We start from the raw sequence: 19267 nt of genomic DNA on the forward strand, positions 1-19267 counted from the left end.
GGATGTCGTCGCTCGGGGGTCGGGGGCGCCCGGGTACACGGGCGGATGGTCAGGTGCGGGTGGCTCAGGGGGTCCGGCGGCGAAGCGTCAGGGAGGCGAGCAGGATGCAGACGACCAACACCCCTGCCACCACCGCCAGGTCCTTCCACAAGGTACTCGTCGGGTCGGCATGGGCGCCCACCTGCTGCAACGCCTCGACCGCGTAGGTCAGCGGAAAGGCGGTACTGAGCGCGCGCAGCCACGTGGCCATCTGGTCCCGGGGCATGAACAACCCTGCTGACAGCAGTTGCGGGAACACGATCAGCGGCATGAACTGCACGGCCTGGAACTCCGTCGCGGCGAACGCGCTGGCGAACAACCCCAGCGCGACACCCAACTCGGCGTTGAGCACGGCGATCCCCACCACCCAGCCGGCCGACCCCGCCGTGGTGAGGTCGAACAGCCAGTAGGCGACCGCCACCGCGATCACGGCCTGCAGAGCGGCCATCAAGCCGAAGGCGATCCCGTAACCGGCCAACAGGTCGGTGCGGTGGATGGGCGTGGTCAGCAGCCGTTCCAAGGTTCCCGACGTGCGCTCCCGCAGCATCGCGATGCTGGTCACCAGGAACATGATGATGAACGGGAAGACGCCGAGCATGATCAGCCCGATGGAGTTGAAGATGCGCTCGTTGCCGTTGAACAGGGCGTGCAGCAGGAACAGCAGCATCGGAGGCACGAGGACGATCAGGGCCACGGTGCGACGGTCATGGGCGAGTTGCCGCAGACAGCGATGGGCGGTCGCCAGCCCGAGTCGGGGGTTCATGCGACTTCCTCGGCCCGGATGAGTCGGAGGAAGGCCTGCTCGAGGTCATCGGTGCCGGTTCGCTCGGCCAACTCGCCGGGAGTGGCGTCGGCGACCAGTCGTCCCTCGCGCAGCAACAGCAGCCGGTCGCACCGCCGGGCCTCGTCCATGACGTGGCTCGAGACCAGCAGGGTGTGCCCGGCATCCGACAACTCGTGGAAGAGACGCCACAGGTCCTCCCGCAACAGCGGGTCCAGTCCCACGGTGGGCTCGTCGAGCACCAGCAGTTCAGGGTCGCCCACGAGCGCACACGCCAACGAGGCGCGGCTCGCCTGCCCACCCGAGAGGCGGGTGGCCAGCGCCGACGCGTGTGAGTCGAGCCCCACCTGTGAGATCACCTCCGCGACCCGAGCACGGCTGGCCCCCGCCAGTTGTGCGAAGTAGCTGACGTTCTGGAGGACCGTCGCGTCGCCGTAGATGCTGGGCGCCTGGGTGACGTAGCCCAGCCGATGCCGCAGGTCCCTCGACCCGGCCGGTTCGCCGAGCACCGTCACTCGTCCGGAGACGACCCGCTGCACACCAACGATGGAACGCATCAGGGTCGTCTTGCCACCACCGGAGGGCCCGAGCAGCCCCGTCACCTGCCCCGGCGGCAGCTCGCAGCTCAGGCCGTGGAGCACCTCCAGGCGCCCACGGCGCACCACCAGGTTCTCGACGACCACGGCGGCCTGACCGTGCTTGGGCACGCTCGCCCCCTCACTTCCTCGTGTGGCTCCAGCCTAGTGGTGTGGCCGCCCGAGGTGACGGTTGCCCGTGTCAGTGGGAGGTGCCGGCCAAGGACTCGAGTTCCCGCGCCAGGCGCAACGTCTCGGCGTTCACCTCGGCGTCACCGCCGAGACCCAGCCACTCCAGCACGTGCTGCACCGACTGTTCCAGCGATCCGTCGGCCAGGGGTGCCACCTCAGCGGCTCGCGCGTCGTTGACGGGGGCACCGAGTCCTCGCAGGTGCAGGGTCCAGGCAGCGACCGCGCGCAGGGCACCAGTGGGCAGGACGCCCTTCGTCCGATCACCCTGGATCGTTGGCACGAGTCGGATCGGGACCTTCTGTGACCCGTCGCCGGCGATCTGGGCCAGCAGGTGGCGGATCTTGGGGTTGCGGTAGCGCTCCAGCAGGGCCGCCCGGTAGTCGTCCACCTCGCGGGTGGCGAGCGTCAGGTGGCGGGCGGCCACGTCCCACCACTGGTTCACCCAGTCGAGTATCCGGTCGTCATGGATGGCCTCGTTGACCGTCTGGAAGCCGAGGATCGAGCCGGCGTAGGCCATCAGGGTGTGGGATCCGTTGAGCAGGTAGAGCTTGCGGGTCTCGAACGGTTCGATGTCGTCGACGAACCTGGCCCCGGCGTCTTCCCATGCGGGACGCCCCGCCGGGAACGTGCCCTCGAGCACCCATTCGGAGAAGGGCTCGGTGACCACGGCGGCCGGGTCGTCGACACCGGTGTCAGCCACCACTGCGGCCAGGTCGTCCACCGTCGGCCGAGGGGTGATGCGATCGACCATGGTGGTGACGAAGCTGACCCGCTCGGCGATGTGGTCGACCAGGCTCGGGTCGACCGCGGCGGCCAGTTCGGTGACGACCCGCCGCACCATCTCTCCGTTGCCCGAGATGTTGTCGCAGGGCACGAAGGTGAGCGTCGCCTCCGGCTCGGACGCACGTCGGGCCAGCAGTCCGGCCACGAACTTGCCGGGGGCAGTGGTGACCGTGCCGTTCAGCGGGTCCTGGCGCAGGGCCCGGATGTCGGCCGACACCTCGGGGTCGGCGGTGTCGAGGGACCCGTTGGCCGACCGTCGGTACCCCGCCTCGGTGACCGTCGAGGTGACGATGGCCAGGTCGGACGATGCGAAGTAGCCCCGCAGCGCCTGCAGGTCGGCTGCCGGATGAACGGCCGACAGCGACCCGATCACCGAGTACTGGTTGCCCTCGGGATGCTGGGTGACCAGGGTGTACAGCCCCTCCTGGGGGGCCAGTTCGTCGGCAATCGCGGCCGAACGCCCGGTGAAGGCGGCAATACCCCACTCCCCCGCGTCGTGGGCCTGTTCGGTGTACCAGGCCTGGTGGGCCCGGAAGAAGTTGCCGACGCCCAGGTGCACGATGCGCACCGGCGCCGCGGCACGGGAATCGGTCGAACGGGCGAGGTGCCTGGTCATGCCGGCCTCCTGGTCGGGACGGGCTCGGTCGCGAGCCGTGGACGTATCCAGCCAACTCCCGAGCGTGGGCTCAGGCATGGTGTTGCCCAGTGTTGTTTCGAGTGGTGTCCCGTCCGCACCCCGGTTGCCGGGCCGGCACCGGACGAGCCCGCGGGGGTATGGGCAATGAATGGCAACCCTTGGCAGCCCAGCCTTGTGGGAGCGTAGAAACAACGTGTGGGAGCGTAGGAACAAGGGGATCGGCGTTGCGCCGCAGCGGCGCCCCGCGTCCCGCTCGGATGGATCGACAACAGGAGTGCAGCACATGTCAGAACAGCTCGCAGAGGTCGGCGTCATCGGCATGGCCGTGATGGGGTCGTCGCTGGCCCGCAACATGGCCCACAAGGGCTACCGCGTGGCCATCTTCAACCGCACGCTGGCCAAGACCCAGCACGTCATCGACCAGCACGGCTCCGAGGGCACCTTCCTGCCCGCCGAGACGGTCGAGCAGTTCGTGGCCTCGCTCGAGCAGCCCCGCCGCATCGTCATCATGGTGCAGGCGGGCAAGGGCACCGATGCCACCATCGACTCGCTGATCCCCCACCTCGAAGCCGGTGACATCGTCGTCGACGGAGGCAACGCCTTCTACGAGGACACCCGCCGCCGTGAGGCCAAGTTGCGCGAGTTGGGCTTCCACTTCGTCGGGGCGGGCATCTCCGGCGGTGAGGTCGGGGCGCTGGAAGGGCCGTCCATCATGCCCGGGGGATCGAAGGAGTCCTACGAGGCACTCGGACCGATCCTGGAGAAGATCTCAGCCCATGTCGGTGACGAGCCCTGCTGCACCTACATCGGCACCGATGGTGCTGGCCACTTCGTCAAGATGGTGCACAACGGGATCGAGTACGCCGACATGCAGTTCATCGGCGAGGCCTACGAGCTGCTGAAGGGCGCCGGCTTCTCGACCGACGAGGCGGCGGACATCTTCGCCCAGTGGAACACCGGCGACCTCGACTCGTTCCTGATCGAGATCACCGCCGAGGTGCTGCGCCAGACCGACGCGCGCACGGGCAAGCCGTTGGTCGACGTCATCCTCGACCAGGCGGGCATGAAGGGCACCGGAACGTGGACCGTGCAGTCGGCCCTCAACCTGGGGACGCCCGTCAACACCATCGCCGAGAGCGTGTTCTCACGCGCGGTCTCGAGCCACCCCGAACTGCGCGAAGCCGCCCAGGCATCGCTCGAGGGACCGGACCGCACCGTCCAGGTCGAGGACAGGACCGCCTTCGTCGAGGACGTGCGGAAGGCCCTGTGGTCGTCCAAGGTGATCGCCTACGCCCAGGGGTTGGACGAGATCCGGATGGCAGCCCAGGAGTACGGCTGGACGATCGACGTCGCGGCCGTGGCCCGGATCTGGCGGGCCGGGTGCATCATCCGCGCCAAGTTGCTCGACCGCATCTCGAACGAGTACGCCGCCAACCAGCTGGTGACCCTGCTCGAGGCACCTTCCATCAAGGCAGGGCTGGCCGACGCCCAGGACTCGTGGCGGCGCGTGATCGCCGAGGCGGTTCATGCCGGTGTCCCGGTTCCCGGCTTTTCAGCGGCTCTGGCACACTATGACCAGGCACGCGCACCGCGACTCAACGCGGCCCTCACCCAGGGGCTGCGGGACAATTTCGGGGCGCACACCTACAAGCGCATTGACGACGACGGTTCCTTCCACACGCTGTGGTCGGGTGACAGGTCTGAGGTCAGAGCCGAGGACAGCCACTGAGCTGTCCCGCCACCCGGTGCCGCACCGGGTGGACCTGAACGCGTGGTGGCCGAGGAGGGGTTCGGGGGGACCACCAACTCAGGCATGCACCACGACGGCTGAGGGCCCCGTCCCATGGACGGGGCCCTTGTGCTTGTCGGGGTCTGTGCTTGTGAGGCCGATCCAGTCAGCCGAAGACGCGAGTGAACCACGGATTGACGAACTTGCCCTCGGGGTCGAGACGCGCCGCCAACTCACGGAACTGCCCCGCCAGCGGGAACCGGTCGGCGATCCCGCGATCGTCGACCAGCAATTTGCCCCAGTGCACGCGCGGAGCGAGCGGCGCCAGCGCTTGTTCGACCTGTGCCAACACGGGCACGATGGCGCCCGGGCGAGGCTGCCACGTGAAGTGGAGCGCGACCACGTCCTGCCCCTGTGCCGGACTCAGCCACAGGTCGTCCGCCGCAATGGTGCGGATCTCCGAGATCATCAGCACCTCGGCCAGCACTGGCCGTAGTCGACGCATCGCCGCAATCGCCTCGACGGCCCGGTCACGTCGGACGAAGAACTCCGACTGGATCTCCTTGCCGCTGGCGGGGGCCTTCTCGGGGATGAAGTGCGGCCAGCGGGTGTACCACGGGCCGGGCACACCCAACTGCTCGGTGACATTGTCGGGGGCAAGCCCCACGATCGGGTGCAGGGTCTCGGTGGCGGCCGGGGCGTCGAACAGTTCGGTGGCCAAGGGGCCACGGTCGAGGCGCTGCTTGAGCCACACCTCCTCGACCACGTCGCCGTAGAGCGTGAACAGGCTGACGGCCGTGGCCGCGGAGGTGATCTCGTCGAAGTGGTTCTCGAGCACCTCCCAGCTCAGGTCGGTGAACACGCGCTGGGCCACGTCGAAGCGGGGTTCCAGTTGCAGTTGCAGTCTGGTCACCACACCGAGCGCACCGACGTTGACGACCGAGCCCGCGAAGTCAGGGTGGTCGCTGTCGAGGTGCAGCAGGTCGCCCGAGGCCGTGACCAGTTCGAGGGCGGTGACCTGAGTGGCCAGATTGCCGGTACGGTCGCCGGTGCCGTGGGTGCCGGTGGCGACGGAACCGGCGACGCTGATGTGCGGCAGGGACGCGAGGGCCGGGAGCGCCCACCCGGCCTCGTCCAGCAGGGGGCACAAGTCGGCGTAGCGGGTGTGCGCCGAAACCCAGACCCGGTCACCCTCGAGTTCGATCCGACCACCGAGATCGGCGGTGGTGACCATCACCTCGGCGTCGGCGATGGCATTGAAGGTGTGTCCGGACCCTGCTCCCCTGATGGAGCGGGAGGCTGCGACCAGTCGCTGCAGTTCCTCGACGCTGCGGGGACGAGCCAGCTGGGCGGGTGTGTAGTCGACGTTGCCGCACCAGTTCGTGCCCGGCCAGTCAAGGTTCTCGCTCATGGCGACCAGTCTGTCGGATGGACGCCGGGCATGGGAGAACCCGCGAGTGTCCCTCAGGGGCTGTCGGCTCGACCAGGGCCGACCTCGCGGGTTCCGATGGTCTGGGTTGATTCGCTGAGGCAGTGCCTCAAGCGGCTGCCTCAGCGGCAGACCACCTCACAAGGTCGAGTCGAATACATCGCTGGACCACCTCCTTTCCTGTGTGGCTCAACGGTAGGTCGGCGGCGGTCTGGGCTCAACCCCTTTTTCCCGCGGGTGAACGCAGGTCCGGAGGGGCTTGGCAGCTCGGGCGGTCTGAGGGCGCGGCGTCTGGACCGACTGGGTACCCTGAAGGGTGTGCCAGTCAGTCGCCGCCTTCTGCTCCTGGTCCCGGCCGTGGCCCTCGTGGGTTCGTGCACACGCCCGGGTTCGAAGGCGTCCCCCGGCCCCAGCGGGTCGTCCAGTTCTTGGCCGGGTTCGAGCCTGACACCGAGCGCCTCGGCCACCCCGCGACCCCTCACCGACAAGGGACACGCACGCTCGGCCGTCAACCAGTTGCGCCGCGCCTCGGGTGAGTTGCCGGTGTTGAAGGTCGACCTGACGGCCACCAGGGCGGTGCTGTCGGTGCTGGACGGATCGAAGGTCAAGAGTTGGGCGTGGGAGGCCGCCACCGTGCAGGAGGTGACCAGCGACATCGAGTACATCAAGCAGGCCACCTTCGACCCGAGTTCGTTCCAGTTCGACGACCTGACCATGATCTTCGGCATCGCCGGCGCACTGTCGGGGTCGACCTCGAACCAGGAACTCCAGATCGTCGAGTACAACCCGGGTCAGGTACTGATGGTGGTCAGCACGCGGCCCGAGTCGCGTCCGGTCTTCTTCAGGCCGGACGCCTCCCCCATCCACGAACTCGACTACCGGTCGAAGCAGGGCATCGCCGAGGGACTGCAGGACGCCTTGGGAGGCCGTACCCAACTGCACCAACTCGGGTACCAGAAGGGCATGGGTCTGTGGGTGGACGCTCCGGACCCGAACGACCCCGGTGTGATGGTGAGACGCACCAGGGCCTCGAAGCTACCGGTGTGGACCTCGTCGAAGAAGGAGACCTCCGACTGGCCGATGTTCGCTGCCAGCGACGTCACGGCCGACATCCTGGCGACCATCCTCGCCGACCTACCCGCCCGCTACGACAAGCCCGTGGACGCCGACATCAGCTACACCATCGACATGCGCGACCGGCGCTCGTTGCCCGCGATCCGATGGGTGGTGGGGGGTCAGGCTGTGATCACCGACCTCGAAGGGGTCGACATCACGGCCGAGGTGAATCGCTGAGCTGAGGGCGTCGGGTGGACTCGTGCCCGTTGACCCGCTGCCGTCCGGCCGCCTGGGGTCGTCCCAGCTGCCCACGAAGGGTGCCAGTTGCCCGCGAAAGGTGCCAGTTGCCCCCATTCCGCGCAGTTGCCCCCGGACAGGCATGGGGCAGGTGCGTCGAACGAGGGCAGCTGGTGCGGAGGGAGGGCAGGTGCGCCGGACGAGGGCATGTGCTCCCGGGAACGAGGCACCTGATCCTCCGGCCACGGGCCATGGGCGCCGGGTGAAGGCATCCGACGGCACCGTTCACCGGCCAGCGATCACTGCCCCAGGTTGTCCGTGGCGAAGGTGTCGCACTGGTTGGGGTCTCCGGACTGGAAGCCCTTCTGCACCCAGTACTGGCGCATCTTGGACGAGCCGTGGGTCCACGCATCGGGGTTCACGCCACCCTGTTGCGACTGGATGTGGTCGTCGCCGACGGCTCGGGCCGCGTCGACGACGCGGTTCAGGTCGTCCTGGGTGATGTTCTCGATGATGTCGGTGGTGTCCTTGTTGGCGAAGTTGAACCAGACACCCGCGTAGCAGTCAGCCATCAGCTCGACCCTGACCCCGGACGAGGTGGGACCGGTCGACTTGTCCTGCTGGGCCTTCTCGAGCACGCCGGTGACGTTCTCGATGTGGTGCCCGTACTCGTGGGCCACGATGTAGGCCTCCGCGGCCGGGCCACCCTGGGCTCCCAACTGGTCGAGCAACTGCTGCACGAACGAGGTGTCGATGTAGATCTTCTGGTCACCGGGGCAGTAGAACGGCCCGACCTGGGACGAGGCCTGCCCGCAGGCGGTGTTCACGGAGCCGGAGAACTTCAGCATCGTCGGCGGCTGGAAGTTGCCGCCCGCCGCCTTGCCCCAGTACTGGTTCAGGGAGGTCATGTACGCCGGCCAGCGGCAGTCAGCGTCCCGCTGCACGTCGGCACCGGTCGAGCACTGGCTGGTGGAACTGGCCTGCGGCTGGGTCTGACCCGAGCCACCGCCCAGGATCGCGCTGGGGTCGATGCCGAGGAACAGGGCGATGACCACGATGATCAGGCCACCGATTCCGCCGACGGCGATACCGCCGCCACGTCCGCCACTGGCACCCCCGACCGAACCGGAGTCGATCCTGGCATCCGACTTGAAGTCCATCGGTCTCCTCCTGAGCGGGCGTCCTGTTCCCGACCGGGTCGGTCGGTGTGACAACGCCGTACAGGTCAGCATCGTAGGGCCTCAGGCTCCCCGCCGACCGCGATCAGGGCATTCAGCCGCGGCCGAGGGGCCAGGTGAGGGCGCGGCGGCCCGCCCGGCCGATGGTGGTGCGTCCAGGGCCCTTGCGGGGATGCCATGATGGATCGATGCAGATTGTGGGCGTTGCCAATCCAGGTTCCCCGGAACTGGTGCGCCTCGAGATCGGCCACGGCATGCACCCGCGTCAGGTGCTCTGGCGCCAAGGCTGGGTGCTGCAGAACCTCTTCTCAGCCCAGGTGGTGGGTGGCGAGGTGGTCATCACCGGACGGGTCACCAGGCGCGGACCCCGGTCTCGTCCGCCCAAGGTCAAGCACCGCACGGCTGACCCCGACCTGAGGACCTCCCCGGACGAGGTGCCCGTGCCTCGGCAGCGCATCGCCGCCTACGCAGTGGTGCGTTCCCACCGCGGCATCCTGGGAACCGAGTGCAGCGACCGCACCGCGATCCCGGGACTGTGGCAGCTGCCCGGAGGGGGCCTCGACGAAGGAGAGTCGCCGGCCGAGGCGCTGGTGCGTGAAGTGATGGAGGAAGCCGGCCAGGAGGTGCGGATCAATCACCTGCTCGACCTGCAGTCCGACCACTGGATCGGACGCGCCCCCAGCGGCCAGCTCGAGGACTTCCACGCCCTGCGCATCTTCTACTCCGCCACCTGCGAGAGCCCCACCGACCCCCAGGTGATCGACATCGACGGCACCACCGAACGAGCGGAGTGGGTGCCGCTGTGGCGCTGGCGCCGGCTGCCGTGGACGGCAGGATCGCGCTCCATCCTCGACAAGTACGCCGCAGGGGTTCCGACCAACTGAGATTGGTCCTAGGGTCGTGGCATGCGCAGCACGGAGTCGTCCGAGGCGCCGACGACGGTCGACGAATACGTGGCGTCGGTGCCACCGGCCGCTCGTCCACGCTTCGACGAGTTGAGGTCATTGGTGCGTGACCTGCTGCCCGACGCCGAGGAGTGTCTGACCTACGGCATCGTCGGCTACCGGACGATCCCCGGCAAGCGCGCCCGGGTGTTCGTCTCGGGATGGAAGGACCACGTGGCCCTCTATCCGGTTCCGCACAGCGACGCCCTGGCCGGCGAGGTTGCCCCCTACGCGCGCGGCAAGGGCACCTTGTGGTTCGGGTTGGACGACCCCCTGCCCACCGACCTGCTGCGTCGCGTGGTCGCAGAACTCGGCGCCGCCTGACCGGACGACAACGGCCCCCACCCTGGAGGGGTGGGGGCCGGATCGTCCGTGCGGAGTGCCCAAGGGCAGGATCAGCGGCGGAAGTACGACAGGATGCGCAGCAGTTCGGTGTAGAGCCAGACCATGGTGACGGTGATGCCCAGCGCTGCGCGCCACGACTCGGACGCCGGGGCCCGGCTCGCGATGCCACGCTCGACGTAGTCGAAGTCGGTGACCAGGTTCATCACGGCGAGCCCACACGCGACGACGGCCACGAGCAGACCCAGGGCCCCTCCGCGCATGCCGGCCGAACCGCTGATCAGGCTGAAGACGAAGTTGCCCAGCATCAGCACCGCGAACGCGGCGGTGGCGATGAAGACCATGCGACGGAACTTCGGCGTCACTCGGATGTTGAAGAACTTGTACGCAGCCAGGGTGACACCGGCCACCACGAAGGTGGCGAGCACGGCCTGGGTGGCGATACCGGGGTACTGGTACTCGAACACCTTGGTGAAGGCACCCACGAACACGCCCTCAACGATGGCGTAGACGAACAGGCCCACCGGGCTGACCGTGCGGCGGGCGCTCACGATGAACACCGTCACCAGACCCAGCAGGCTCGAGGCGATCAGGGCCGGGAAGACGAAGGCCAACGGCAGCATCAGGTAGGCGACGGCGGCGACCCCAGCCACCATGATCAGCGAGATCGCCGTCTTGGTGATGACGTCGTCCAGCGTCATCAGCTTGGTGCCGGCCTGCGCCTGCGGCTGGAACTGCGGGTACTGGTTCGGCTGCTGGCCGTACTGCTGCTGGTAGGGGTTCTGCCCGTACTGCTGGGGCTGCACCGGCACTGGTGCAGGCTGCTGGCCGTTGAAGAAGCCAGAGCGGTTGAAGATGGGATTGCCCATTGTCGCCTCCTGAAGGTGATCCGCTCCCAGTGTAGCCAGCACGGCATTGCCCCTCCCGCGGCTCACCCTGACTCGACCCTGATCCCCTGAACTGACAATCCCGAGCCCTGACAACCCCGTGAACTGACAATCCGCGCCCTGAAGCCCCGGTGTGGCGCCCGGCCGCTGACCGCAGCGGTCAGGACCGGACGCCTCGGGGCACGGGAGCCCGTGTGAGTTCTTGGAGGAGGGTCAGGCCTCCGGAGCGATACGGACGAGCATCTTGCCGGTGTTGGCGCCGCGCATCATGTCGAGGAAGGCATCAACAGCGTTCTCGATGCCCTCGACGATGGTCTCGTCGTGGGCGATCTTTCCTGCGCTGAACCAGTCGGTCATGCGCTGGGAGAACTCCGGGGCAAGGTTCAGGTAGCCACCGAGGGTGAAGCCCTTGAGGGTCAGCCCGCGGGTGATGATGTTCGACATGTTGTCGGGGCCGGCCGCCTTGTCGGCGGTGTTGAGGGTGCTGATCACTCCGCAGAGCACGACCCTGCCGCCGTCGTTCATGACGTCCAGGGCGGCTTCCAGGTGCTCCCCTCCGACGTTGTCGAAGTAGACGTCCACTCCCTCGGGGGCGAGGGCGGGCAGCTGCTCGCGCACCGGGCCGTCCTTGTAGTTGAACGCGGCGTCGTAGCCGTACTTCCCGGTCAAAAGCGCGACCTTCTCGGGAGAACCGGCCGATCCGATCACGCGCCTGGCTCCGAGCAGCCGAGCGATCTGCCCGGCGGCGGTGCCGACCGCACCCGCAGCACCGGAGACGAACACGGTGTCCCCCTCCTTCATCGCGGCGATCGCGGTGAGACCGACGTAGCCGGTCAGGCCTGTCATGCCGAGGATCCCGAGCCGCAGCGAGAGCGGGACCCCGGGCTGGTCGGGCACGGCGCGGAAGGCCACGGCATCGGCCTGGGCGATGTCACGCCAGCCCAGGTCGTGCTGCACGAGGGTTCCGACCGGCAGGGCGTCCGCGGCGGACTCGATGACATGTCCGATCGCGCCACCGGTCATGGTCTCGCCGAGCGCGAACGGTGGCGTGTAGCTCCTGACGTCGTTCATCCGCCCCCGCATGTAGGGGTCGACGGAGACGAAGGCGTTGCGCACCCTCACCTGGCCGGGTTGCAGGTCACCGTACTCGACCGTGACGGTGCGGAAGGCCTCGTGCGTGGGCCACCCCTGCGGCCGGGCGATGAGTTGGATCTGGGTACTGGTGGTCTGTGACATGTGGGGCTTCCTGAATCGATGCGGTGTGTGTGTGAGAGGGCGAGGCCGAGGGCCAGGGCCAGCACGCCGAGCGCGGGGATGACCCCCCTGCTTCAGCGGGGCGGAGGCCGTGCCGGGGCTGGAGAGCAGCAGGACGACTGAGGCGGCGACCAGCGAGCGACACCGGCGAGGACGAGCACACCGCGGATTGCGGACTGACTGATCCAGAATATACTGGAACGGTCAGTACGCAAACCGGAGGATGGCATGGGACGCAGGCAGACATTCGACACCGCCGAGGCGATCCGCGCCGCCCGCGGGGTGTTCTGGCAACACGGGTACGAGGGCGCATCGCTGCCCGACCTCGAGCACGCCACCGGGTTGAGCCGGTCGAGCATCTACCACGCCTTCGGCTCCAAGCGCGGCCTGTTCGACGCGGCAGTCGAGAGTTACCTGGACGAAGTCGTCCGCCCGCGACTCCAGCCGCTGACCGGCGCCGCAGTCGCACCCGAAGCGCTCGACGAGTACCTGGTCGGACTCCGCGCCGCACTGCTGCGGGCGGGGACCCTTCCCGCCACCAGTGGCTGTCTGCTCGTCAACACCGCAAGCGCCCCGATCGCCCACGATGACGCCGTCTCGCAGACCATCAGCGCCTACACCGCCGAACTGCGGTCCGCGCTCACGGCAGGCATCCGGGCGCGATTCCCGCACCTGTCCCCCTCCGCCCAGGTGAGCTTGGCCGACGCCTGCACCAGCCACGTCATCACGGCCTTCGCCCTCGTCCGCATCAACCCCGAGTACGCCGCCGGTGCGCTCGACTCCGCGCGGGGACTCATCGCTGCCCAAGCCGCCGAACAGGTCGCGCCTGCCTGACCGGCCCGGCCTCCCGGGCGCGGTGGGGGCGTCGTGTGTCCGGTGCCCCCGGCGGGAATCGAACCCGCACTCTGGCGGGTTTAAGCCGCCTGCCTCTGCCAGTTGGGCCACGGGGGCGTGGCGCGCGGCTCAGGCCAACAAGCTGGCCGCGATCCCGTCAAGAATGTCAGACTCACTCACCACCAGCGACACCCCCACCCGGTGGCTGATCTCGCGCAGGATGAGCCCCCCGGCGCAGATGATCTCGGCCCGCTGCGGGTGCATCGAGGGCTCGGCTCGCACCTGCTCGACGGTCGAGGTGAGCCACCGCTCGGCCACCTCGTCGATGGTGTCCCGGTCGAGCACGGAGTGATGGACGAGCCGTCGGTCGTAGCGGGGCAGTCCCAGGTGCACGCCGGCCATGGTGGTGACCGTGCCGGCCACCCCCACCAACGTCCGGATTCCCCGCAGGTCGACGTGGCAGTCGTCCAGCAGCGAATTCACGTAGGCACCGGCCTCGTCGATCTGAGCCGACGTGGGCGGGTCGTCGCGCAGGAACCGCTCCCGCAGCCGCACCGCGCCCATGTCGAGTGACTGCCCGGCCTCGATTCGCGCCCCGGAACCACGGATCAGCTCGGTCGATCCCCCGCCGATGTCGATCACCAGCACGGGATCGACCGCGTCCGGGATGCCGGCGGCGGCTCCGGTGTAACTCAGTCGGGCCTCCTCGTCGCCGGAGGCGATCTCGGGACGCACCCCGAGGCGCTGCTCGACCCCGGCGAAGAACAGTTCGCGATTGTGGGCATCTCGCGCGGCGGAGGTGGCGACGAAACGGAGGCGCTCGACCCCACCCAGTTCGGAGATGATCGCGGCGTAGTCCTCGCAGGCTGCGAACGTTCGAGCGAGCGCATCGGCGTGGAACTCACCGGTGGCGTCCACGCCCTGCCCCAGCCTCACCATGGTGGTGCGGCGTGCAAGTTCGGCCACCTCACCGCCATCGGACTCGAGCACGAGCAGGCGGATGGAGTTGGTACCGCAGTCGATGGCCCCCACCCTCATGAGCGGTCCTCCGCGGTCGCACCCAACGATGGGGACTGGTCGGTGTCGTCCGCCGTGTGCCGTGCGAAGAAGTCCGCCAACCGGACGACGGTCTCGTCACCCAGCAGGTTGACCCCCTCACCCTTGGCCAGGGAGTGGGCGGCCAGCACGTGCAGGCACTTGACCCGGGTGGGCATGCCACCCGCGGAGATGCCGCGGATCTCGGGGACCTCGCCCAGTCCGGACCGTTCCGCCACGGCGTCCCGGTCTGCCAGGTAGGACTCGTGGGCCGACCGGTAGTTCGCAGCAAGAGCCTCGTCGGCCAGCAGTCGCTCACTCATCTCGGCCATCAGCCCGCTCGCCTCGAGGGTGCCGATCGCCGATGCCAACCTCGAGCAGGTGAGGTAGTAGGTGGTCGGGAACGGTGTGCCGTTGGGAAGGCGTGGTTCGGTGACCACCACGCCCGGACGACCGCAGGTGCACCGCCAAGCGATGCCGACCACTCCACGGGGCTCTCGTCCGAGTTGCTCGGTGATCGAGGCCAGGTCGGCATCGGTCATGGGCTCGACGGTGAGGCCGTCGACTGGCGTGGTGAGAGCGGTGGATCGAGGATCTGGCACGGGGTCATTCTGCCGCACCGGTCCGGGTCAGCGTTTCGGCGTGGGCGAGGGGCTGTCGGTCGGCTTGATCGTGATGGGCGCAGACGGGGTCGCCTCGCCCTCCTTCGGAGCGGGCTGGTCAGCGGCCTTCATCGAGCCCGACAGGCGCTCCCACCACACCTGGTGGTGCTCGTCGGAGGGCAGCGCGCCCTCCTTGTCGATCTGCGTGTCCGTGCCCAGTGGCTTGCCGTCGGCGCCGATCACGCGGTAGCCCGTCTCACCGGGAACCACCCATCCGAGCCGACTCCTGGCCTGCGCCTTGACGTAGTTGGGGTCGTTCCAGCGGTCGATCTCGTCCTGCAGGGAACCGATGCTGGCCTGGCTCTCGGCGATCTGCTGCCGGGCCTGCACCATCTCGCGTTCCTGACGCAGGTACACGCTCAGGCTCGACCCGTACGGGATGGCGAGCATGCCCATCACCACGAGCACCGCCGCCAGCCGTTGCAGCCATCCCAGTCCCACCAGACGACGTGCGGTCTGGGCGGCACGGGGCTGCGGCTCCCGTGGACGGGACATCTCGCGGGTGTCTGGACGGGGTGCGCTGCTGGCAGATCTGGGTTGACCGCTGATGGCCCGTTGACCGCGCCGGACCGCCGCCCTGGCGCGCGGCGTGTCGCTCCCACGCCCCGTGCCGGAGGCGCGCGACGAACGATGGGAGGGGGAAGGGCTCACCGGGCCAGTCTGCCCCAGGTTGCGGGGCCAACCGGTCAGCCCCCACCGGGGACGGCCCGATTGTGCCGCGGCCGTTTGGCTCCGGGCCCACGACGGGGGAAGGACGAAGGGGACGAGACCTTGCGGTCTCGTCCCCTGTCATGGGCGTTCAGGTCTCAGGCTTGGAGGCCCCCAAGCCTGGAGGCCCCCAACCTTGAACCCTCAGCCCCAGGAACCCTCAGCCCTTGAAGCGAGGGAAGGCCTTGGCGCCGGCGTAGGTGGCGGCGTCGTCCAGGTCTTCCTCGATGCGCATGAGCTGGTTGTACTTGGCCACACGCTCGGTGCGGGCGGGGGCACCGGACTTGATCTGGCCACAGCCCAGCGCCACGACCAAGTCGGCGATGGTGACGTCCTCGGTCTCACCGGAACGGTGGCTCATCATGGTGGTGAAGCCGCTGCGGTGGGCGAGGCTGACGGCGTCGATGGTCTCGGTGAGCGAACCGATCTGGTTGACCTTCACCAGCATCGAGTTCGCGGCCTTCTCGTCGATACCGCGCTGCAGGCGGGTGACGTTGGTGACGAACAGGTCGTCGCCGACCAGCTGCACCTTCTCGCCGAGGGCCGCGTTCATCTTGGCCCAGCCCTCCCAGTCCTCCTCGTTCAGCGGGTCCTCGATCGAGACCAGCGGGTACGCGTCGACCAGTTCGGAGTAGTAGGCGATCATCTCGTCGGACGACTTGGCGGCGCCCTCGAAGGTGTAGGAGCCGTTCTCGTAGAACTCCGAGGCGGCGACGTCGAGCGCGAGCGCGACCTCCTTGCCGGGGGTGTAGCCGGCGCCCTTGATGGCCTCCACGATCAGGTCGAGGGCGGCGCGGTTGGAGTCGAGGTTGGGGGCGAAACCGCCCTCGTCGCCCAGACCGGTGGCCAGGCCCTTCGACTTCAGCACGCTCTTGAGGTTGTGGTAGACCTCGGCGCCGATGCGGACGGCCTCGGCGAAGGTCTCGGCGCCGATCGGGGCGATCATGAACTCCTGGATGTCGACATTGGAGTCGGCGTGGGAGCCACCGTTGAGGATGTTCATCATCGGCACGGGCAGCACGTTGGCGGTGGGTCCGCCCAGGTACTTGTAGAGCGGCAGGTCGGCGGAGTCGGCGGCGGCGTGGGCCACGGCCAGCGAGACGCCGAGGATGGCGTTGGCGCCGAGCTTGGACTTGTTGTCGGTGCCGTCGAGCTCGATCATGGCCTGGTCGAGGCTGCGCTGGTCAGCGGCGTCGAAGCCGAGCACCTCTTCGGCCAGGGTCTCGACGACGTTCTCGACGGCCTTGGTGGCACCCTTGCCGAGGTAGCGCTTCTTGTCGCCGTCACGCAGTTCGGCGGCCTCGAAGGCACCGGTCGATGCACCGGACGGAACAGCGGCACGCCCCTGCGCGCCGTCTTCAAGGATGACCTCGACCTCGACGGTCGGGTTGCCACGCGAGTCGAGGATCTCGCGAGCGTGGACGAATTCGATAAGCGCCATGTGGGCTCAACCTTTCACTGATGGTGTGGTCGGTGCTGAGCCTACCGCCGGGCGCTCGGCCGCCGTGCCGGGGTGTGGCAGTTGGTCACGCACAGTTCACCCCGGCCGCTGGCCAGGGGGAGAGCCCCGGGCGTGGCATGAGTGATCAGACCCAGAGTGATCAGACCCAGGGGCATCCAGCCCGACGCGGCCAGCGGTTGGTCATGCGCGCCACCGCTCGGCGAAGGCGGTGAAGCTGTCGATCTTGGTCTGCGGGTCGAAGGTGGTGGCCGTCAGCATCAGTTCCTGAACCCCGGTGACCTCGACCAGTTCCCGGACCCGCTCCACCACGTCGTCGTGGGTACCGACGAACTTCACGGCCGGCATCTGCGAGAGCAGCAGTTCGTCCAGCTGCGTGCTGTCGCGCCGGGCTGCCTCCTCGGGCGAGACGATCGGTTCGCGACGGTTCGTCCGGATGCCCTGCCACATCACCCGAGCCGGGCCTGCCAGGTATTCGGCGGTCTCCGCGTCATCGGCGCTCAGCACGGAGGTGGCCAGCATCGCGTGGGGCTCACCCAGCGCCGGGGAGGCCTCGAAGCGCGACCTGTAGAGCTCGAAGACCATGACCGGGTCCATGCCACCGAAATGGTGGGCGTAGCAGTAACGCAGCCCCAGCATGCCCGCCAGTTGGGCCGAGTAGCCGGACGACCCCAGCAGCCACACCTCGGGTGAGGTGGACAGCGAAGGAGTCGCGACCAGGCGGCTCACCAACGGGTCATCCTTGAGCCTGTTGTCACCCAGCCAGGCCATCACCTGGAGCACGTGGGTGGGGAAGTCCTCGACCGAGAGCCCGTCGGGGCTGCGGCGCAACGCCTGGGCGGTGAACTGGTCCGTTCCGGGGGCTCGTCCGATGCCCAGGTCGATGCGTCCCGGGTACAGGGCCTCCAGCAGCGCGAACTGCTCGGCCACCACCAAGGGAGCGTGGTTGGGCAGCATCACACCGCCGGAACCGATCCGGATGCGGGAGGTGCGCTCGGCCAGGGTCGCCATCAACACCGGCGGACTGGTCGAGGCCACCGTCAGCGTGTTGTGGTGCTCGGCCACCCAGAAGCGGTCGAAGCCGGCATCGTCGACCGCTTGTGCCACCCGGATGGAACCGTGGAGCGCGTCGGCGCTGGTCTGGCCGGTGGAGACCCCGGCGAGGTCGAGGACGGAGAGAGGCACGGCGGTCATGGCTCGACGCTATCCGCGGGCGGGACGGGAATCGGCACCGGTTCGCGCAGAGCGTGGTGAGCTCAGGCCTCGGCCGCGCGGACCCTCGCCTCGAGAGCTCTCAGGGCATCCCTGGTGGCCTGGTCGGCGTCCACACCCGATGCCTGGGCTCGCAGCACGAGGTCGACGATGGCGGTACCCACCTCGTCCGACGTGACGGGATCGGTGGGCAGGTCGATCGGCACGTGATGGTTCCTCGTCCGGGAGGCGACCTTGGTGGTACGGGCGATCACCGAGAGCGAGTCGGCGATGCCGTCGAGGGCTGAGTTTCGTCCCTTCTCGGCCTTCTTCCGCGCCTCCCAGGTGGCGTGCAGGTCGGCCGGCACCTGGTCGTCACCGAAGACGTGCGGGTGGCGCTGCACCAACTTGTCGCTGATGCCTCGGGCGACGTCCTCGAGGGTGAAGCGTCCCTCCCCCGAGGCGATCTGGGCGTGGAAGTAGACCTGCAGCAGCAGGTCACCCAGTTCCTCGACCAGGTCGGCGTCATCGCCGGTCTCGATGGCGTCGACCACCTCGCCGGTCTCCTCCACGAGGTAGGTGACCAGGCTCCGGTGGGTCTGCTGGGCGTCCCACGGGCAGTCCCGGCGCAGGCGTGCCATCACCTCGACCAGGCGCAGCAGTTGGGACGAGCCGACTTCACCGCTCACTGGCCGTGCCTGCTCACTGGCCGGTGGGCTGCCCGAAGACCCGGCCCAGGGAGGACAACGAGCCCGACTTGGCCTGGATCTCGGTGCGGGAGGAGTTCACGTCCCCGATGGCCGGGTTGACGGTGATGTCGACGTGCTGCAGCAGGGAGGCGGTCTTCTCGGCACCCAGCTTCTCGACCAGCATGCGGGCCTGCAGCACACCCTTCAGCGTGTTGCGGCACTCCGGGTCGAGGTTCTTGGCCCCGAGGCTGTCCAGGCTGGCGTTCACGTCGGCATCGGCCACGGTCGTGCCGCTCGCCGACAGGACGTCGGAGAGGGCAGCCCCGTAGAGGCCGTTGGCGACGACCGAGCGGATGTCGCCGATGGGGTCATTGGGGAAGGCCGAGGCGCAGGCGTCGGCGGCATCGTCCACCTGGCGCACCGAGATCTGGTTCTCGCCGACCTTCATGGCCACCGAGGGCTGCGAGGAGCACGCCCCCAGCAGCGCCACCCCGGCCACCGCCGCTGCTCCGACCCGCGCCCACGACCGCACTCGGTTTCGTTCCATCGTCGTCCCATCGTCTCGACCAACTGTCGCCCGCCACCCTACCGAGGCCCGCGAAGTGCCCGAACCGACCCGCGTCGCG

Annotated in this window: 19 protein-coding genes and 1 tRNA gene; 5 read left to right on the top strand and 15 right to left on the bottom strand. The window is 68.6% G+C overall.

Features of this window, described 5'->3' with window-relative positions:
* Positions 1–64: 64 nt before the first annotated feature.
* The 3 genes from QQZ11_RS02095 to QQZ11_RS02105 all read right to left on the bottom strand — a co-directional run bounded on the left by QQZ11_RS02095 (position 65) and on the right by QQZ11_RS02105 (position 3064).
* Entirely contained in the window at positions 65–802 is a 738-nt protein-coding gene (locus QQZ11_RS02095; protein WP_284548422.1) for an ABC transporter permease, read from the bottom strand.
* Positions 799–1527, bottom strand: coding sequence for an ABC transporter ATP-binding protein (locus tag QQZ11_RS02100; RefSeq protein ID WP_022909527.1), 729 nt, complete (start codon positions 1525–1527; stop codon positions 799–801). The genes QQZ11_RS02095 and QQZ11_RS02100 overlap by 4 nt, the downstream gene beginning before the upstream one ends.
* 70 nt (positions 1528–1597) lie before the next feature.
* Entirely contained in the window at positions 1598–3064 is a 1467-nt protein-coding gene (locus QQZ11_RS02105; protein WP_284548423.1) for a mannitol dehydrogenase family protein, read from the bottom strand.
* Between the two features lie 226 nt (positions 3065–3290).
* Between QQZ11_RS02105 and gndA the strand changes: the two genes are divergently transcribed.
* On the top strand, positions 3291–4736 hold the full coding sequence (gene gndA, locus QQZ11_RS02110) for an NADP-dependent phosphogluconate dehydrogenase (RefSeq protein ID WP_446698802.1): 1446 nt from the start codon (positions 3291–3293) through the stop codon (positions 4734–4736).
* 166 nt (positions 4737–4902) lie between these two features.
* Here gndA and QQZ11_RS02115 read toward each other — a convergent pair whose 3' ends face one another.
* Positions 4903–6147: an FAD-binding protein gene (locus tag QQZ11_RS02115; protein WP_284548425.1), complete on the bottom strand. Its 1245-nt coding sequence runs from the start codon at positions 6145–6147 to the stop codon at positions 4903–4905.
* A 336-nt stretch (positions 6148–6483) separates the two neighbouring features.
* Here QQZ11_RS02115 and QQZ11_RS02120 point away from each other — a divergent pair, with 336 nt between their 5' ends.
* A complete protein-coding gene (locus QQZ11_RS02120) occupies positions 6484–7458 on the top strand; it encodes a hypothetical protein (RefSeq protein ID WP_284548427.1) in 975 nt (324 codons plus the stop codon).
* Between the two features lie 299 nt (positions 7459–7757).
* Here the strand turns inward: QQZ11_RS02120 and ypfJ are convergent, their stop codons facing one another.
* Entirely contained in the window at positions 7758–8618 is an 861-nt protein-coding gene (ypfJ, locus tag QQZ11_RS02125; RefSeq protein WP_284548428.1) for a KPN_02809 family neutral zinc metallopeptidase, read from the bottom strand.
* 272 nt (positions 8619–8890) lie between these two features.
* On the opposite strand from ypfJ, the gene QQZ11_RS02130 reads away from it, so the two are divergent.
* Both QQZ11_RS02130 and QQZ11_RS02135 read left to right on the top strand, forming a co-directional pair.
* On the top strand, positions 8891–9520 hold the full coding sequence (locus QQZ11_RS02130) for an NUDIX hydrolase (RefSeq protein WP_084707682.1): 630 nt from the start codon (positions 8891–8893) through the stop codon (positions 9518–9520).
* 21 nt (positions 9521–9541) lie between these two features.
* On the top strand, positions 9542–9904 hold the full coding sequence (locus tag QQZ11_RS02135) for an iron chaperone (protein ID WP_284548429.1): 363 nt from the start codon (positions 9542–9544) through the stop codon (positions 9902–9904).
* Between the two features lie 71 nt (positions 9905–9975).
* Here the strand turns inward: QQZ11_RS02135 and QQZ11_RS02140 are convergent, their stop codons facing one another.
* Together QQZ11_RS02140 and QQZ11_RS02145 are read right to left on the bottom strand one after the other, a co-directional pair.
* On the bottom strand, positions 9976–10791 hold the full coding sequence (locus QQZ11_RS02140) for a Bax inhibitor-1/YccA family protein (RefSeq protein ID WP_284548430.1): 816 nt from the start codon (positions 10789–10791) through the stop codon (positions 9976–9978).
* 231 nt (positions 10792–11022) lie between these two features.
* Complete coding sequence (locus QQZ11_RS02145) at positions 11023–12045, bottom strand: NADP-dependent oxidoreductase (RefSeq protein WP_284548431.1); 1023 nt, start codon at positions 12043–12045, stop codon at positions 11023–11025.
* A gap of 246 nt (positions 12046–12291) precedes the next feature.
* On the opposite strand from QQZ11_RS02145, the gene QQZ11_RS02150 reads away from it, so the two are divergent.
* Positions 12292–12897: a TetR/AcrR family transcriptional regulator gene (locus QQZ11_RS02150; RefSeq protein WP_284548432.1), complete on the top strand. Its 606-nt coding sequence runs from the start codon at positions 12292–12294 to the stop codon at positions 12895–12897.
* A gap of 43 nt (positions 12898–12940) precedes the next feature.
* On the opposite strand, the gene QQZ11_RS02155 is transcribed toward QQZ11_RS02150, so the two are convergent.
* The 8 genes from QQZ11_RS02155 to QQZ11_RS02190 form a co-directional block, all read right to left on the bottom strand.
* Positions 12941–13014 (bottom strand) — tRNA-Leu (locus QQZ11_RS02155).
* 12 nt (positions 13015–13026) lie between these two features.
* Entirely contained in the window at positions 13027–13935 is a 909-nt protein-coding gene (locus QQZ11_RS02160) for a Ppx/GppA phosphatase family protein (protein ID WP_284548433.1), read from the bottom strand.
* Entirely contained in the window at positions 13932–14474 is a 543-nt protein-coding gene (locus QQZ11_RS02165) for a DUF501 domain-containing protein (protein WP_284550127.1), read from the bottom strand. The genes QQZ11_RS02160 and QQZ11_RS02165 overlap by 4 nt, the downstream gene beginning before the upstream one ends.
* A gap of 87 nt (positions 14475–14561) precedes the next feature.
* A complete protein-coding gene (locus QQZ11_RS02170) occupies positions 14562–15089 on the bottom strand; it encodes an FtsB family cell division protein (protein WP_284548435.1) in 528 nt (175 codons plus the stop codon).
* Between the two features lie 373 nt (positions 15090–15462).
* Complete coding sequence (gene eno, locus QQZ11_RS02175; protein WP_284548436.1) at positions 15463–16743, bottom strand: phosphopyruvate hydratase; 1281 nt, start codon at positions 16741–16743, stop codon at positions 15463–15465.
* Positions 16744–16944: 201 nt separating this feature from the next.
* Positions 16945–17955: an LLM class flavin-dependent oxidoreductase gene (locus QQZ11_RS02180; protein ID WP_284548437.1), complete on the bottom strand. Its 1011-nt coding sequence runs from the start codon at positions 17953–17955 to the stop codon at positions 16945–16947.
* Between the two features lie 62 nt (positions 17956–18017).
* Positions 18018–18593 (bottom strand): MazG family protein, encoded by a 576-nt coding sequence (locus QQZ11_RS02185; RefSeq protein WP_284550129.1) that lies wholly within the window; start codon positions 18591–18593, stop codon positions 18018–18020.
* A gap of 61 nt (positions 18594–18654) precedes the next feature.
* On the bottom strand, positions 18655–19188 hold the full coding sequence (locus QQZ11_RS02190; protein ID WP_284548438.1) for a hypothetical protein: 534 nt from the start codon (positions 19186–19188) through the stop codon (positions 18655–18657).
* Positions 19189–19267: the final 79 nt, after the last annotated feature.

The sequence above is a fragment of the Aestuariimicrobium sp. T2.26MG-19.2B genome (assembly GCF_950101875.1).
Lineage (GTDB): Bacteria > Actinomycetota > Actinomycetes > Propionibacteriales > Propionibacteriaceae > Aestuariimicrobium > Aestuariimicrobium kwangyangense.

Bases quoted from the DNA above. Each gene is read 5' to 3' on its own strand.
- QQZ11_RS02095 (WP_284548422.1), bottom strand. From the start codon at position 802: ATGAACCCCCGACTCGGGCTGGCGACCGCCCATCGCTGTCTGCGGCAA.
- QQZ11_RS02105 (WP_284548423.1), bottom strand. From the start codon at position 3,064: ATGCCTGAGCCCACGCTCGGGAGTTGGCTGGATACGTCCACGGCTCGC.
- gndA (WP_446698802.1), top strand. From the start codon at position 3,291: ATGTCAGAACAGCTCGCAGAGGTCGGCGTCATCGGCATGGCCGTGATG.
- QQZ11_RS02115 (WP_284548425.1), bottom strand. From the start codon at position 6,147: ATGAGCGAGAACCTTGACTGGCCGGGCACGAACTGGTGCGGCAACGTC.
- ypfJ (WP_284548428.1), bottom strand. From the start codon at position 8,618: ATGGACTTCAAGTCGGATGCCAGGATCGACTCCGGTTCGGTCGGGGGT.
- QQZ11_RS02130 (WP_084707682.1), top strand. From the start codon at position 8,891: ATGCACCCGCGTCAGGTGCTCTGGCGCCAAGGCTGGGTGCTGCAGAAC.
- QQZ11_RS02135 (WP_284548429.1), top strand. From the start codon at position 9,542: ATGCGCAGCACGGAGTCGTCCGAGGCGCCGACGACGGTCGACGAATAC.
- QQZ11_RS02140 (WP_284548430.1), bottom strand. From the start codon at position 10,791: ATGGGCAATCCCATCTTCAACCGCTCTGGCTTCTTCAACGGCCAGCAG.
- QQZ11_RS02145 (WP_284548431.1), bottom strand. From the start codon at position 12,045: ATGTCACAGACCACCAGTACCCAGATCCAACTCATCGCCCGGCCGCAG.
- QQZ11_RS02150 (WP_284548432.1), top strand. From the start codon at position 12,292: ATGGGACGCAGGCAGACATTCGACACCGCCGAGGCGATCCGCGCCGCC.
- QQZ11_RS02160 (WP_284548433.1), bottom strand. From the start codon at position 13,935: ATGAGGGTGGGGGCCATCGACTGCGGTACCAACTCCATCCGCCTGCTC.
- QQZ11_RS02165 (WP_284550127.1), bottom strand. From the start codon at position 14,474: ATGACCGATGCCGACCTGGCCTCGATCACCGAGCAACTCGGACGAGAG.
- QQZ11_RS02170 (WP_284548435.1), bottom strand. From the start codon at position 15,089: ATGTCCCGTCCACGGGAGCCGCAGCCCCGTGCCGCCCAGACCGCACGT.
- eno (WP_284548436.1), bottom strand. From the start codon at position 16,743: ATGGCGCTTATCGAATTCGTCCACGCTCGCGAGATCCTCGACTCGCGT.
- QQZ11_RS02180 (WP_284548437.1), bottom strand. From the start codon at position 17,955: ATGACCGCCGTGCCTCTCTCCGTCCTCGACCTCGCCGGGGTCTCCACC.
- QQZ11_RS02185 (WP_284550129.1), bottom strand. From the start codon at position 18,593: ATGGCACGCCTGCGCCGGGACTGCCCGTGGGACGCCCAGCAGACCCAC.
- QQZ11_RS02190 (WP_284548438.1), bottom strand. From the start codon at position 19,188: ATGGAACGAAACCGAGTGCGGTCGTGGGCGCGGGTCGGAGCAGCGGCG.